This window comes from Bilifractor sp. LCP21S3_F8, from assembly GCF_052117805.1.
Lineage (GTDB): Bacteria > Bacillota > Clostridia > Lachnospirales > Lachnospiraceae > Bilifractor.
In genome coordinates this window covers 125,700-141,635 of record NZ_JBQKIK010000006.1, presented here as the reverse complement: position 1 = coordinate 141,635, position 15,936 = coordinate 125,700, and the positions used below count along the sequence as shown (strand labels likewise).

12 protein-coding genes are annotated in these 15,936 nt (G+C 51.5%); 1 reads left to right on the top strand and 11 read right to left on the bottom strand.

The genetic code is table 11. The features are described from left to right. Window positions 1-137 precede the first annotated feature (137 nt). A complete protein-coding gene (locus ACTQ3A_RS04875; RefSeq protein ID WP_441494195.1) occupies window positions 138-773 on the top strand; it encodes a lactate utilization protein in 636 nt (211 codons plus the stop codon). 141 nt (window positions 774-914) lie between these two features. Here the strand turns inward: ACTQ3A_RS04875 and ACTQ3A_RS04870 are convergent, their stop codons facing one another. From ACTQ3A_RS04870 to hemZ, 11 genes are all read right to left on the bottom strand, one after another. Continuing rightward, window positions 915-2,189, bottom strand: a complete 1,275-nt coding sequence (locus tag ACTQ3A_RS04870; protein ID WP_441494194.1) for an ABC transporter permease — start codon at window positions 2,187-2,189, stop codon at window positions 915-917. Window positions 2,190-2,231: 42 nt separating this feature from the next. Further along, a complete protein-coding gene (locus ACTQ3A_RS04865; RefSeq protein WP_441494193.1) occupies window positions 2,232-4,457 on the bottom strand; it encodes a hypothetical protein in 2,226 nt (741 codons plus the stop codon). Next, on the bottom strand, window positions 4,447-5,232 hold the full coding sequence (locus ACTQ3A_RS04860; RefSeq protein ID WP_441098717.1) for an ABC transporter ATP-binding protein: 786 nt from the start codon (window positions 5,230-5,232) through the stop codon (window positions 4,447-4,449). Before ACTQ3A_RS04860 ends, ACTQ3A_RS04865 begins: the two co-directional genes overlap by 11 nt. A 12-nt stretch (window positions 5,233-5,244) precedes the next feature. Beyond that, window positions 5,245-6,672 carry an efflux RND transporter periplasmic adaptor subunit gene (locus tag ACTQ3A_RS04855; protein WP_441098718.1) on the bottom strand — a complete coding sequence of 476 codons (1,428 nt, stop codon included), beginning with the start codon at window positions 6,670-6,672 and terminating at the stop codon, window positions 5,245-5,247. 51 nt (window positions 6,673-6,723) lie between these two features. Beyond that, on the bottom strand, window positions 6,724-8,895 hold the full coding sequence (locus tag ACTQ3A_RS04850) for a hypothetical protein (protein WP_441494192.1): 2,172 nt from the start codon (window positions 8,893-8,895) through the stop codon (window positions 6,724-6,726). Further along, complete coding sequence (locus ACTQ3A_RS04845) at window positions 8,870-9,772, bottom strand: ATP-binding cassette domain-containing protein (protein ID WP_441494191.1); 903 nt, start codon at window positions 9,770-9,772, stop codon at window positions 8,870-8,872. Before ACTQ3A_RS04845 ends, ACTQ3A_RS04850 begins: the two co-directional genes overlap by 26 nt. Then, window positions 9,769-10,143, bottom strand: coding sequence for a GntR family transcriptional regulator (locus tag ACTQ3A_RS04840; RefSeq protein WP_441098721.1), 375 nt, complete (start codon window positions 10,141-10,143; stop codon window positions 9,769-9,771). Before ACTQ3A_RS04840 ends, ACTQ3A_RS04845 begins: the two co-directional genes overlap by 4 nt. A 207-nt stretch (window positions 10,144-10,350) precedes the next feature. Next, window positions 10,351-12,141 (bottom strand): aspartate--tRNA ligase, encoded by a 1,791-nt coding sequence (gene aspS / locus ACTQ3A_RS04835; protein ID WP_441494190.1) that lies wholly within the window; start codon window positions 12,139-12,141, stop codon window positions 10,351-10,353. A 238-nt stretch (window positions 12,142-12,379) separates the two neighbouring features. Next, a complete protein-coding gene (gene hisS / locus ACTQ3A_RS04830; protein ID WP_441494189.1) occupies window positions 12,380-13,630 on the bottom strand; it encodes a histidine--tRNA ligase in 1,251 nt (416 codons plus the stop codon). Continuing rightward, window positions 13,627-14,457, bottom strand: coding sequence for an HD-GYP domain-containing protein (locus ACTQ3A_RS04825; protein ID WP_441098724.1), 831 nt, complete (start codon window positions 14,455-14,457; stop codon window positions 13,627-13,629). Before ACTQ3A_RS04825 ends, hisS begins: the two co-directional genes overlap by 4 nt. 9 nt (window positions 14,458-14,466) lie before the next feature. Then, the gene (gene hemZ / locus ACTQ3A_RS04820) at window positions 14,467-15,930 is read right to left on the bottom strand and encodes a coproporphyrinogen dehydrogenase HemZ (RefSeq protein ID WP_441494188.1); all 1,464 of its coding nucleotides are present in this window, start codon (window positions 15,928-15,930) and stop codon (window positions 14,467-14,469) included. Window positions 15,931-15,936 lie beyond the last annotated feature (6 nt).

Here is a 15,936-nt window from a genome sequence, read left to right as displayed (position 1 = left end):
TTCTTCCGTCCCGCTCTGCAGATATTGCCAGACTGTGTTTTCGATGTCCTTCGTGCACAGACCGGATCTAATATAGTATAATGGAAACAACGATAAGTTTCAAGACAAGGGATTTTGCATGTAAAGGAGGATTTCTCATGACACCGAAGGAACTAATTTACCGCCATCTCGGCGAGAGCATGATCAAAAAATTTGAAAAACGGAATATCGAAGCCTTCTACACCGCGACACGGGAGGAGGCAAGAGCGAAGGTACTGGAGCTGATACCGGAGGGATCCTCGGTGACTTACGGCGGATCCGCGACACTAAATGAATGCGGAATCCTTGACGCAGTCAGAACCGGCAATTACTCTTTTATCGAGAGGACAGATGCAAGAACACCTGAAGAAAAGCGTGAAATGATGGCTCGGCAGATGATGGCCGACTATTTTCTGATGAGCACCAACGCCTTCACGAAGGACGGAGAACTTGTAAATATCGACGGGAACGGCAACCGGGTCTGCTTTCTGATTCAGGGGCCAGCTCATGTCATTGTTGTCACGGGAATGAACAAGCTTGCCTTTGATATTCCCGAGGCTTTCCAGCGTATACACAACTGTGCCACCCCGCCGAACTGTGTCCGTCTCGGCTGCAAGACGCCCTGCTCCGTGACCGGAACCTGCGGAAACTGCCTCAGTCCGGAAACCATCTGCTGTCAGGAAGTCATCACCCGCTACAGTAAACATCCGGGCAGGATTAAGGTTGTAATGGTAGGCGAGGACCTCGGCTTCTGACATAGCCCGGAGGTCCTGCCTTATCGCTGCCGTTCACGCAGTAATTCCGCAGCTTATACAATTGGCGTGCATCGGCAGCGGTCATGACCGGTTTCGCGAGTTCACGGAGTAATTCCGCAGCTTATACAATTGGCGGCGCCGTCACTCTCTTCGAAGCGCATCGATCGGATTCAGGTTCGCAGCCTTGATCGAGGGAAGCAGCCCGAAAAGGATGCCGATGGCCATCGAAAATCCGACGCCGATGAATATCGACGGGATGCTGATTGCCGCCGGGGTTCCGGATGATCTGGAAATCACTTCCGCGAGAACGATTCCCACAATGACTCCCAGAATGCCTCCCATACTCGTCAGGACAACGGATTCTGTGAGAAACTGTGCCAGAATACGGCGTTTTCTAGCTCCGAGTGCCTTCTTGAGCCCGATCTCACCCGTTCTCTCTGTCACGGACACGAGCATGATATTCATTACGCCGATTCCGCCGACCAGAAGGGCGATGCTGGCGATCCAGATCAGAAGGTTGTTCGTGCTTGCTGCAAGCTCCTGCTTGTTCTTCGCCTTTTCCAGCAGATCCTCTGCCTTGTATCGGATCGCGCTGCCGCTTTCATCCTCACCTCCTGTATCTGAGGCACTGACGGATTCATTCATGATATCCTGAACCTCTTTCCCGACATTACTCATATCCTCCGTCCGGACGGCCTTCACGACACAATTTTGCGGTTCGTCATAACTGTAACTGATCGGCCAGTCCGCGTCGGGGATCATAACCCTTCCATATTCCTCTTCTGCATAGGTCAGATAATCCTGAAAGGAATCATAGTTTGGCCGCGTCTTCTGTATTTTTCTCACAAGCCCCACCACCGTGTACGGTTCTCCCTTTATGCTGAGGATGTTCCCAAGAGCATTGCCGGACGGATACAGAATGTTTGCAGCCGTTTCGTCCAGAAGCGCAACCTTGCGGAACTTCGTGTAGTCCGCATCCACAAACGGACGGCCGGAATAAATCCGGTAACCGGTTGTTGAAAGATAATGTGTGTCGATACCGAGCATCTGTCCGCTGTCCAGCGTCTGGTCTCCGGCTGAAATACTGTCCGCATAACTTCTTGAAAGATAGAAAGATGCATCCGCAACATCGTCCAGTTCCCGAATTTCCTTCTTCTGCGCATCGGAAACAGGGACGACACCGTCAGGCAGACCGCCGTCCATCCAGTAGTCGCCCTCTCCCTGCTTCAAAGATACCGTTACATTATTGTTTCCGGCGCCGATCAGATTCTGCAGAATCTGTTCATTGGTTCCCTTGATGGTTGACACAATCCCTATGATCGAAGCGATTCCGATAATCACGCCAAGCATCGTCAGGAAGGACCTCATCTTATGTGCCCATATGCTTTGAAAGGAAAACTTCAGATTTTCTGCCATGTCTCCTCCTTTCTATTCATGGTTTGTTCCGTACCGAATGAATCATGAGTACAATTCATCAATCGTCCCTTCTCTCGTTTTTGCGCCTTCCCTGATATCTTTCCCGTAAGGAAAGGCCACCCAGTCAGACAGACTGACCCCGGATTTAATCTGATAGGATCCGTTTTCATATGTGCCCGTCTTGATTTCTCTCTTCTCCAGCCGTTTGTCCTTGCCGCGAAGATATACGTATTTTTTTCCGTTTTCATCGAGAACAAAGGCGCCGTACAGGTAGAAGTCGGATTCTCCATTCGCCGTATTATCCGGTGTGATTCCCGACGAATCCATGGTGATCTGAACATATTCGCCATTCGTCAGAGCTGCGTCGGAGCTGTCGATATAGGCGATGAACGGATATATGGAGTTGCTGCTGTCAGAACCGTACATTCCGCTCGTATCCGGATACGAAGAGATGCTCTTTACCGTCGCCGGGTAGGTATTTCCTGACTGCCAGGAGGTTATCGTGACTTCCGTTCCCTCCTTTATCTGAGACAGACGGTTTTCGTAAACACCTCCATTTACATACAGGCCGGACGCTCCCGCCAGCTGCAGAAACGGGCTGCCGTCAGTCGGAGGATTGTTCGGATCTCCGACCGTCTTGATGATTCCGTTCATCTTCGCCTTTACGACACCATCTGTGACATCCTGCTGCGCTTTCTTCACCTTCAGATCCGATTCCTGCAGATCGAGCCTCAGGTCCGAAAGCTGACTTTCCTGATCCCGGATCGCCTGCTTCAGCTCATCTGCGCTATATTCCTCATCAGGGGAAATCAGCCCGCTGCTGCCTGAACCGCTGTCCGTTCCGGAATCCGATCCGAGGGATGTCCCGCTTTTATCCGCCGTCAGAATTCCAAAATCTCCGCTCCCGACAGACGCGGTTTTCTGTGAATATTCCGCCGTTTCTCCCAGAAAAACAGCATCGTCTGCATCGCCGCCGATCCGCGTATAGCTTCTGCAGTCAGCAAAGACTCCCCGAAATGCATTCATTTTGGGCGAAGCTGATGCAGGCACGGTGTCTCCGCTTTGCTCAGTATCCTCCGCAGCCTCTGTGGGCGATGGCTGTGGAGAAGTCCCGGGCTCTGACCCCTCACCTCCCTGCGGTGTAGGAGATGGTGTCGGGTTCGGCGGCGCGGTCGGCTCCTGAGACGGTGCGGGCGTATCCCGGGGATCATCTTCTTTCTGAAGCTCTGTCAGCGCCTGCAGAAGCTTCTCCCTCGTTTCTCTGTCCATTTTCTTCAGGATGTTATTCAGCTTTTCTTCATCTCCGCTCAGTTTCTGCAGCGCAGCCGCAAGCTTGTCCGTATCACGGATTCCCTCCAGTGCCTTCGCGATCTGGTCTGCAGTCATTGCGGAAAGATCGGCAAAATCGGCATTTCCAGTAGTGGCATCCACCGTGACCGGGCTGTCCGGATCCAGCTTGCGGATATCCTGCATCCATGCGGAAACAGCATGATCATCCGCGTCAAGAATTTCCAGAACAATATAGCGTTGTTTCTGGCCCGTCTTGTCTGCCATTTCCTGCTGCTTACGGATAAATCCGGTGCCAATGGTGATCCTGCCTTCCTCGTCCGGCTCGCAGAGAAACAGATAGGGTTTTTCTGCTGTTCCGTCCGCGGTCATTTCATTCTTTGCCTCCGAATCAGCGGTCAGCTCCCTGTATTTCACAAGCTTCATCGGTTCCCTGTCATTCCCGCCCGGTTTTTCGTCTTCGTTCTGCCCCGGTTCTTTAATGTCATCCGGACCGTTATCAGGGACAATGTCTCCATCATCGATCGATGATGGATCCACCGGCGCGAAATCGTCCGGCGGAATCACATTGCTGACCGGTTTCATTCGACGCAGAGTATCAAGGTTTTTCTCCGCCACCTCAATATTCAGCCGGATCTGCTGGTTGTTCAGTTTCTCCTGCTCCAGGTTCAGGCCTGTCTTTGTCGTATCATAAGCAAGGAGGACATCTCCTTCGCGAACCGCCTGTCCCTGCTTTACATACACATGCTTGATATCCTCCGTATCTGTTACGTAAATGTTCTGGCTGGCATCGGTTGTGACGACTCCCTGCATGGTCTGGCTGTCATACCCGTAGCCTCCGCTGTAATTCAGGTCAGAGGCATTGAAAACTGTGACAGTCCTCTGGCTGGTCGTCACCTGTACCGCGCGGAAGATTCCGTATCCGGCGCCTGCAGCAATCACGGATGCAAGGATAACAGATATTACTTTCTTAGCCTTCATTGCCCGGATCCCCTCCTTCCCCTGCATCGGTATGTCCGCTTTCCTTCCACATCTTCCCCTCTTTTTGACCACTTTTCTCTTCCCTATGCCCGACAGGATCTTTCTGCCCGGGAAGAAATAGAACGCCGTCACGGATCTCAACGAGTCTCTGTGCCCTTGCCGCAATTCCGGGATCATGCGTGATCATCAGAATACTGGATCCCTCCCGGTTCAGCTCCTGAAACAGATCCATGACCTGACTGCCGGATTTTGAATCCAGGGCACCGGTAGGCTCATCCGCAAGAATAATTTTCGGTCGGTTCGCAATCGCGCGCGCAATCGCGGTCCGCTGCTTCTGGCCACCGGAGAGCTGATTTGGCCGGAAATCCACCCGCTCCGACAGGCCAACCCGGGCCAGTGCCTCCTTCGCCAGCTCCCGTCTTTTTTTCTTTGGCAGGCCGGCATAGGTCAGTGGCAGTTCCACATTCTCCAGCGCGGTCATGTACGGCAGCAGCTGAAAGTTCTGAAATACAAACCCGATTTTTGCCAGCCGCAGGTCCGCGAGCTCATTATCCGAAAGTTTCGATACTTCGTTCCCGTCCAGGATCAGCGTACCGCTGGTCGGCTGATCCAGACAGCCGATCAGGTTCATCAGCGTCGATTTTCCGGATCCGGACGGTCCCATGACCGCCACGTATTCTCCCTCGTCCATCGAAAAATTCACATCCCTGAGAACCGGTACTTCAAGCTTTCCCTGAATATAATTTTTATAGATATGTCTGCATTCAAGGATCATTTCGGCACCTCCTCAGTCTGCGGCAACGGCGCCGCCGGCTACCTGTCCGTCATCTGTGCTGTCAGCGTATCCTTCTGATCCGCCCTCCGATCCCTGCGCCGCTTCCTGCTGCGCCGCTGACAGCTCCGGGTTATTGCTGCTCTCGGTCTCACGATATTCTGACGATGAAATCGTATCGTCGTAGTAGCTCCCGGAAATCACGTCATTTCCGGAGAGCGGAATCGAACTCGAGGACATCACGCCTTCCGTTCCGGATTCCGATGGCATCTCACTCATCGGGGCTGTTGCCATGCCCTCCTTCAGATCCGGAGATGGTATTGCCAGAGAATCCTCCATGGTGATTCCCTCTGTGATCTGCACCTCTCCGGTTGTATCATCGCTCTCTCCCAGCTTTACCTCACGCTTCTCGAGCTTTCCGTTCTTCCCTGCCGCCCATACGAAGGGATGTTTCTCATCAGACTGATCGACCATATACGAACCGATCCAGATTCCCTTGCTCTTATCCACTTTGCTTCCGGTATCCGTCTGCATGTATACATGCTGTCCCAGCATGAGTCCATCGCTGTTCTCGAGTTGCACATAAAAAGGATAGTTTGTGCCTCCGGAAGACGACGCTCCGCTGTACCCATAATCGTTATTGCTGCTGACGGTATTCTCGGTGTCAATTTTGTTTATGGTTCCCTTCCAGGTTTTGCTATCGTCCACTCTGGAATGAACAATGACCGGCGTCCCCTCGGACAGCGTTCCGACATTCTGTTCATTGACGGTGCCCTTCACCCGGTAGTCTCCGGTTTTGATTATCGTGATATAGGAGGTATCCGTACCGTCAGAAGAGGCTGATGTTCCGTCATTGATGCTCTTAACCACACCGTCCATCTGGCTGGTCACCGTCGCGTTGTTGATGTTGTCCTGCAGCTTCCGGATGTCCTGCTGCTTGCTCTGGATATCGAGTTGCTTCTGCTGCTGGGAGAGCTGCTGTTCCTGAATCCGGATGGTATAATCCGCCTGCTCCGATGCCGAAGCGGAGGCCTTCTCCTTTGTCAGCTGACTGATTGTCTGTCCCATTGAGGTATACTCGTTATTCAGCCTCTGAAGATCGATATTTGCCTGCTCCAGATCCTGCTGGTATTTTGTCGTGTCATAAGTGAAAAGTGCATCGCCCTTCTTCACTTCCTGTCCCACGGCGACCTTCAGGTCCTTCACCTCAGCGTCCGTGTTCTTGTTCACAGACCAGGTTTCCTGCGTCTCCACCGTACCAGCATAGTAGTTGTTCGTTCCGAGCGATCCGGTATCAGCAAGGTTTGACACCAGATCGACGTACGCTGTTTCTCCTGTTTTATCCGTTTTGTTATTCGCTGCATGCATGCGGATGACTCCGACTGTCAAAGCACCCGCAGCGGCAATAATCAGCACAAGAATGCCTGCTTTTTTCCTGTTCATAATGCTCCTTTCGTTTTACGAATGGCTGCGCTGAACTGAACCATTTCAGGTTCACTGCGCATTCTGATCCGATATTTTATTTTCTTTCAGGATCTTCAAAGCTTCATCGTCCGGATTGAAGTAGACGGTTCTGTCGTCCTGCTCGCCCTGATAGGCAGCCGACATGTACCACCAGGAGCCGTCTTCCTCTGCGTCCGTATAATAACCGCGGATCTGTGTGACATGCTGAAGAAAATCTGAAATTTCATCAGGATCCGTCAGCAGATAACTGTTCTCTCCGCTCTGTATATCCACGGACAGGATGTCGCTGCTGATTCCCTCCTCGTCTCCGGATGAGCCCTTCAACAGATTGATGCCGTGATTCTTCAGAAATTCCAATGTCCTGCAGTATTCCGGATAGAGATACAGCTCATATACATCCATCTGTCTGCCATCAATGGAAATCCCATCGGACCAGTCCTTCGGTGTGAACCGAAGGGTACCAACAGGTTCCTGCTTTTGAATCGCCGTGAGATCCGTTGCGTTGGAATCGTCTCTCAACGCCTGAATCAGGTCATGGATTTCCTCCTGAGACAGATCCGGTGTCGTCCCCGGGCCTTTCGCGATCTCCCACGGACAGATTTCAACGCTTTCAATCGCGGACGGATCCACAAAATTGGCAGGATAATTATTCTTCCTCCAGGAAGAATCCGCCGAAAGCACGTTCTCTGCCTTCCGGAGTGCCTTATCCGACACCTGATACTGCCGGTATACAACGCCGCCGTTTTTCATATGGAACATGACACAGATATTTGGAACATACTCTGTCTCCCCTGCCTGTTCCGCATTTTTCACGCCCTCTTCCGCCAGCGTATAGATGGACATAAAATCTCCAGTCTCCGTTTTCTTCAGCATGGGTATGGCATTCTGACTCATATCCCAATAGCTGTACTCACCGAGAATACGGATTCCGTCACTGCATGGGATCATTGACATCGACAGAATCTGATCTGTTTCCGGAAGCCAGCTGTCATATCCAAAGGGATTTACGATCATGAGTGCGAGAAGCAGGGCTGTTCCGGCATACTCCGCGGCAAGGGAGACCCAGTGTCTCGGAATACTCTTCAGATCTCTGCTGTAGATAAATTCGATGATGCCATTGATCAGAAAGACTCCGATCACAGAGAACACAACCCAGCTCACACTGCTGCTGTCCGTGCTTCTCGAGAGCAGCGCTCCAAACGCGATTCCGCCCGGAACGCTTACCAGAAGCTTTACACATGCCCCGAAGCCATGGTAGCAGAGAGAATTTTCCGCTGCCTCCGAACGTCTCCTTCTGTACAGAAGCAATCCGAGTATGACTGAAAAAATGAAGTATCCCGTCAGGAAAAGACCCGGAAGAAGCAGAGAATGTACCCGATCCGGAAGCAATGCTCCGAAAAGAGAGGACAGTCTGTCACTTCTCAGCCACATCAGCGAAAACGGGGACAGAAGCCAGATCACATTGCCGCCTCTATCTGTATAGCTGCTGTATGTCACGAATTTTTCCAGAATCAGTGAACTGATCAGATAGAAGCATGTCGGCCCGTATCCCAGAAAAAATATTCCCGTCAGAAGTCCTGTCAGAAGTCTTCCGGTCAGAATCATCGCGAGGATGCAGACCCCATAAATTGCAGAAAAAGCCAGGAGGAAGAACAGCGCCGATCCCGCCACCGTCCGGAGCGTATCCCGGGTCAGAAGCCCGTAGACTCCCCCGAACAGGAAATATCCGCCGAACACATTCACGAGATATGGGACTGCCGCCGCAAGCCATCCTGCCGCAAACTTCACACAATACAGCTCATTGCGGGTAAGCGCCAGGCTGTGGTAAAAATCAGTTCTCTCCCTTGAATCCAGAAAATAAAACATCGTGCAGGCACACAGGAGTGCGGCAACGCCGACGGAAAGAATCGTAGGAATGTCACCCGATCCAAGGCTTGACTCAAGTGCCTTTATCCGGAGGGAACGGATCATCTCCGCATAGTTTTTCCCTTTCTCGGCATATAGATTGTTGATGTTCAGAACCAGATACAGACGCATCGGATATTCAAAAAACGCAATCACAGAGATCAGCACCGGGAGCCAGTAAGAGAGGCTGACCTCCTGCCGTATAAACCGAACGAGGCTGATTTTCCGATCGGGATTTCTTCTCCCGGCAGACGCCCGCATGGATTTCTGTTTATGAATGAATGCTTCGAACATCATACCCGGCCACCTCCGTTTCTGTAATAAAGATCTCCTCCAGTGTCAGCGGCAGATTCTCCGCGAAGATCGGATTCATTCTTTCAATGATATCCATGACATTCTGGTAAGATCCTCTGGCAACAATCGTGAGAATTGAGCCTCTCTTCTCACTCAGAATCACATCGAGACGTGATTTCAGCTCTTCTTCCATCATGGGATCTCTCAGGACAACCTGCACCTTCTGCATGTTGAATTTCATGTCATCGAGGGCACTGGACAGGAGAAGCTTTCCATGATGTAAAAGTCCTACATGGTCGCAGATGTCTTCCATCTCCCGCAGATTATGCGAGGCAATCACGGGGACAAATTCCCGGTCCAGAATCTCCGAAGCCAGAAGTCCCTTGACTGCCTGACGGACGACAGGATCCAGCCCGTCGAAGGTCTCGTCGCAGAGAAGGTATTTTGTACCGGAACAGATACCGAGAAACAGGGACAGCTGCTTCTTCATTCCTTTGGAAAATGCGTTGATTCTGCGTTTCTTGTCCATCCCGATTTTGCTGAGAAGTTCCAGAAACCGCTTTTCCTGAAAATCCGGATAAATGGTTTTCCAGATGCTGGTCATTGTGACCGGCGTTGCATTCACCGGGAAGTAGCTGAGATCCGGAATAAAGCAGACGTCAGCCTTTGCCGCCGGATTGTCCCACACCGGAATACCGTCAATAAGGATTTCTCCTGTATCCTGCTTCAGCACTCCGGCGATCATGCGAAGCAGAGTACTCTTGCCTGAACCGTTCGTTCCTACCAGTCCGAAGACCTCTCCCTTATTAATAGCGGACGTAACCTCCCGGAGAGCCTGAACGTCCTGGAACTTCTTTGACACATTTATTAACTCGATCATTCCTGTACCCCTCCAAAGATTTCATCGACAAGTCGGGTACAGCCTTCCCGGTCGACCCCAAGCTCTCTGCCTTCCTTCAGACATTCCTTCATCTTGTCCTTCCAGATATTTTGCTTTCGCTCCGCCAGAGAAGACGGATTGCCGGAAACGAAGTTTCCTCGTCCCTTCACCGTGTAAATGTAACCCTCTTTCTCCAGCACCGCATAGGCCTTCTGAATTGTATTCGGATTAATCGACAACTCCTGCGCCAGCTGCCGCACGGAAGAAATCTTCTCATCCGGCGCCAGAACGCCCTTAATAATCAGCATCTCGTAGTAATCCGCGATCTGCTCATAGATCGGACGCCGATCCTGGTAGTCAATCGCAATCAAAGCTTTCCCTCCTTCCGCCTCAGAAAAAGTCTCTGTATACTGTGTACTATATAACGCAGTACACATGATGTCAAGAAAAAGACCGCTGGATCGGCCCCGGTTTGCAGCCGGCGCGAATCCAGCGGTCTGTGACTGTTCAAATGATAACCATGATATGGCCGGGTCAGGGCGGGTATCTGCCAGAACCCATGCCCGGCTTCCCGTCGGTTATTCTTCCGCAGGAATCTCCAGTCCCAGCTCATCCAGCTGCTTCTGATCCACTCTGGAAGGTGCCTCGGTCATGAGATCGGATGCGTCCTTAACCTTCGGGAACGCGATAACGTCGCGGATGGTATCCGCCTGCGCCATCAGCATGACGAGACGGTCAAGTCCGTATGCCAGACCTGCATGCGGCGGAACGCCGTACTTGAACGCAGTAAGCAGGAACTTGAAATTCTCCCATGCGCGTTCTTTCGTGAAACCGAGGACCTCGAACATCTTTTCCTGAATGTCGTTCTGGTGAATCCGGACAGAGCCTCCGCCGATCTCATTGCCGTTCAGCGTGATATCATACGCCTTCGCGCGGACGGAACCCGGATCGGAATCGATCTTGTCCCAGTCCTCCTCCATCGGCATGGTAAAGGGATGGTGCATCGCCATAAAGCGGTTCTCCTCATCAGACCACTCCAGAAGCGGGAACTCAACAATCCAAAGGAAACGGAAATCATCCTTCCTGGTGAGCCCCAGCTCATCACGGAAATGCAGGCGAAGCTGTCCAAGCACATTCCACACAATCTTGTTGCGGTCCGCCGCAAAGAGCAGAAGGTCACCCTTTTCACCCTTCATTGCGCCAATCAGAGCCGCTTCCTGATCTTCCGTCATAAATTTCGAGAAGGAGGATTTCACTGTTCCATCGTCCTTCAGCTGAATATATGCCAGACCGCCTGCGCCCATGCCCTTTGCCATCTCGGCAAGCTTGTCGATCTGCTTGCGTCCCATGTTGCCCTGTCCCTTGACATTGATGCCGCGAACCGAACCATCCTTCAACGCCAGAGCGTTTTTAAATACCGCAAAGTCAAAATCTTTTACAACCTCTGACACATCCACAAGCTCAAGACCGAAGCGGACATCCGGCTTATCTGACCCAAAGCGGTTCATCGCCTCAATCCAGGTCATTCTCGGGATAGGTGTTGGAACATCAACATTCAGCGTCTTCTTGAACAGGTATTTCAGATATCTTTCATTGACATCGATGACATCATCCACATCTACGAAGGACAGCTCCATATCGATCTGTGTGAACTCCGGCTGGCGGTCCGCACGAAGATCCTCATCACGGAAACACCTGGCTAGCTGAATATACCGGTCATACCCTGAGCACATCAGAAGCTGCTTGAACAGCTGTGGAGACTGCGGCAGCGCATAAAAACTTCCGGGATGAATCCGGCTCGGAACGAGGTAGTCACGGGCACCCTCAGGGGTACTCTTGCCAAGCATAGGCGTCTCGATCTCCATGAATCCTTCATCGTGGAAAAACTCACGTGTATAATAAGCCACATCGGAACGAAGCTTCATATTTCTCTGGAGATCCGGTCGACGAAGGTCGAGATATCGATGAGCAAGACGAATCTCATCCTTCGTCTTGCTGTTCTCCTCGATCGGAAATGGCGGTGTCTCGGACTCTGCCAGAATTCTCAGGTAATTGACGAGAACCTCCATCGATCCGGTCGCAAGCTTCTCATTCACCGCTCCCTCACGTTTCCGGACGGTTCCCCTTACCGCAATTACAAATTCCGACCGGAGCTTTGTCGCCTTGCTGAAGCACTCCTCCTCGGTCTCCTTACTGTCAAAAATCAGCTGCATGATTCCGGAACGATCTCTGAGGTCCACGAAAATAATACCGCCCTTGTTGCGGCTCTTCTGTACCCAGCCCATCAGAGTCACTTCGCTGCCGATCATATCCGCAGTGACCTCCGCAGCTCTGCAGGTTCGTTTCATTCCCTTCATACTTTCCGCCATGGTTAATTGTCTCCTTATTTTCTTTTATATCAGATTCTGTCTGCGTCTTCGAAGAGCTTATTTAATAACTGTATAAGCTACGGATTGCTCCGTGCTTCGCACTCCCGCAATCCTACAGGCATTCGCGTTTTCGCCGTGTTTCACACGGCTTCACGCTCATACCTGTTGCCTTCGAAATCGCATCCAGTCTCTTTCACACGCTTCGCGCGTGACGATCCTGTCTGCGTTTTCGAAGAGCTTATACAGTATAAATCTCTTCTATTTCTGTGTATCCCTCTGCCGTCAGCTGTTCTTTCTGGAATTTTTTATTTTTCTTCATGACCAGAAGATTCACGGTCTTGCCTTCTGCTCTTTCCTGCATGGCTCTGCGGACTGTCTCCTGAATCTTCTCGCCGGAGCATTTTTTCTCGATGAGATATGCCTTCTTCACAGCAGTTCCCGGAACCTGATATCCACGTTCCAGAAGCAGCATGACGATCCGCTCAAAGCCGATGGAAAAACCAACTGCGGGTACCGGCTGTCCGATGAACTTTCCGACCATCTCATCATACCTTCCGCCGCCTCCGACGGAGCTGCCGAATTCATCCATTGAGATCTCAAAGATCGGACCTGTATAGTAGGACATGCCCCGCACAAGTGTCGGGTCAAATTTCATGCGGAAATCAGCGGTTTTGACCGCGTCGACACTGTTCATAATGGTGATCAGGCCATCCGCGTATTCCGGATCCAGGAAGCCCGTCAGCTTTTCCTTTGCCGTCCTCACCCCTGCAGCGTCCGGAGTGATGATGCGGAACAGCTCCAGATATTTGTCCACGGATTCCTTCTCGTATCCGGATTCCAGAAGTTCCTTCTCCACTCCATCCAGCCCGATCTTGTCCATCTTGTCAAGGATGATGAAGACTTCATCGTAAGATTCTTCCGGAAAACCGCTGTACGCGGCCATTGCTTTCAGAATGCGGCGGTCATTGATGCGGATTGTGAAGTTCCGGAAATCCAGTTTCCCGAGCAGTGTGGTCGTGGCAAGAATAAGCTCGATCTCAGCAAGATTCGAGGATTCACCGAGGATGTCAATGTCACACTGTCTGAACTGACGGAATCTTCCTCTCTGTGGGCGGTCCGCCCGGAACACGTTTCCTGTCTGAAGCGCTTTGAAAGGGCTCGGAAGTTCATTCGCGTTATTGGCATAAAAACGGGAAAGCGGCAATGTCAGATCATATCTGAGTCCGCTGTCCACGAGATCCGCCTCAGATTCTGCCTCTGCCAGCTTCAGTTTCTCACCTCTCTTCAGGATCTTGAAAATCAGCTTCTCATTCTCTCCGCCCTGCTTGCTGTTCAGATTCTCAATATGCTCCACACACGGAGTTTCGATCGGCGTGAAGCCGAATCTGGAATAGGTGTCGTTGATCAGGCCAATCACATAATTGCGGATTTCCATCTCCCGGGGGAGAATATCCTTCATTCCTGTCACAGGTTTTTTTGTAAGCTTCATAATTTCTTCCAAACTCCTCTCACTTCCGGCCGTACCTCAGGCAAGGCAATGCTGCCGTCCGGACTCCTGTGCAGAACCCGCTGGAATGCCAGAAAAACTTTCAGATTATACTTTTCCACTTCTTCAATCATCATTTTCATAGCGGTTTCGGGCGGAAACGCACTCCGATAAGGACGATCCTGAATCAATGCACAGAATACATCACAGACACGGAGAATGCAAGCCCCCAGCGGGATATTGGCCCCCTCCAGGCTCTCCGGATAGCCACTCCCGTCCATATTCTCATGGTGGTACAGGACTTCCCTGCAGATCTCCTCCGAGAAGCCGTGGCGCTTCAGTATTTCGTATCCTGCCTTCGGGTGCTGCCGGACAGAATTCATCTCCTCCACCAGCATGCAATCCCTTCCCTGCGCCTCGTTCGAGATCTGAGCCTTTCCGATATCGTGGAAAAATCCCGCGATGATCAGATCTTCGCACTCCCTATCAGACAGTCCAAGCTCACGGCCGACCTCATACGCAAGACTGCTGACATTTTCTCCGTGTTCCAGCTGTTCAGACATATTTGCGCCGAACAGATGACGGGTATTGTGATAGGCGGCAATCTTATTCTGTGTCTTAGATCGTTTCGGCCCGTTCAGCGCCTCTATGTCCGCTTTTTTCTTCCCGTTCTTCGTCTTGTCCCGGCCTGACATTTTCTGCCCGTCATGCGCCTTGTGCCTGTCTGACGTTTTCTGTCCGTCCCGCGTCTTATGCTTCTTCTTTGGATTCTTCTCTTTCCCCTTTTTTCCGTCCTTCACTTCACCGGATTTGCTGTCTTTCTTCTTCATACCTTGTATTCACTGCCTCAGATAAGAATCAATCCCAATTTTCTTGCGCCGGCACATCTCCTCGATACGCTCTGTATAGTTCTGAAGATCCTTTACATTTTCGGCGCGCTCAATCCGCTTCCCGTCCTCAAAAACAAATTTTGTGGAGGCTCCGGAACCGGCTGCCAGAATACTCTGTTTTTCTTCCATGATCAGAATATTGTAGATCCCCGCCTTACCGGGCTTGGCATATCCGACATTTTCGAAATTTCCCGCCATATTCTTGTAGCGGTACAGATAATAAGGGCTCATTCCCATCTCTTCAGCGCAGGCCTGTGTGCGGTTCATAATTTCCGTGGAATTGCGGAAGGAAATTGGTTCATACTCCTCCTTGAAGAGATTCAGCCGCGTCGCGCGTTTCAGCGCAAGCGAATGTATCGTGAAGCTGTCGGGATCCAGTTTCCGGATCTCCTCCAGCGTGTGGCTCACCTCGTCTGCTTCCTCCCCGGGAAGACCGACGATCAGGTCCATATTGATATTGTCAAATCCCATTCTGCGCGCGAGCCGGAACTTCTCGATTGTCTCTTCTACCGTGTGTTTCCTGCCGATCAGATCCAGCGTCTTCTGATTCATCGTCTGCGGATTGATGGAAATGCGGCTCACCGGATATTTTTGAAGCACGCGGAGCTTATCCTCCGTGATCGTATCCGGACGTCCTGCCTCCACGGTAAATTCTGCCAGGTGATGCAGATCAAACTCCCGGTCGAGAACCGACAGCAGCTCATCAAGACGCTCCGCCGAGACCGAGGTCGGCGTGCCGCCGCCGATATAGACCGTGTCCAGGGTAAAATCTCTCATCTCGTCAGCAATAAATGCCAGCTCCCGGTACATGGCATGAAAATACGGCTCCTCCATTTTCCGGCAGAGATCCAGCCGGTGCGAGCCGAACGAACAATACAGACAGATGGTCGGACAGAACGGAATGCCCACATAAAGGCTGTAGCCCTTCTTGAGGTGCATCCTGTCGAGAATATCCTTCTCTCTGTGTATCACAGAAAGAGACAGCCGGATCTTACTGTCCGATGTGAAGTAATTCTCCCGCATTTCGCGGCTGATTTCCTCATCGGTCCGGCCCTCCTCCAGGAGCTTCATCGCGATCTTTGTCGGGCGTATACCCGTAAGATCCCCCCACGGAAGCGTAATCCCGGTTGCGTCCGATAAAGTCCTGTAGATAAGCTGCTTCAGCTCATTCTTCGTATGAATCCTGTCATCCGGATCGGAAAAGGAACATTCCTCCCGCCTCGAGCCATAGGAAAAGGAGACATACGTTCTGTAATAGGTGATCACAAAATCCTCGTCAAAATCCCCCTCGGGACGTTCCTCTCCCTCGTACCATATTGTAATCTCCGATAAGGGAAAAAATGCACGGATCAGGTTATAGACATCGTATTCATATTCTCGTTGATTGAATTGCAGCGTAAATCTGGCAGGCACCTTTCA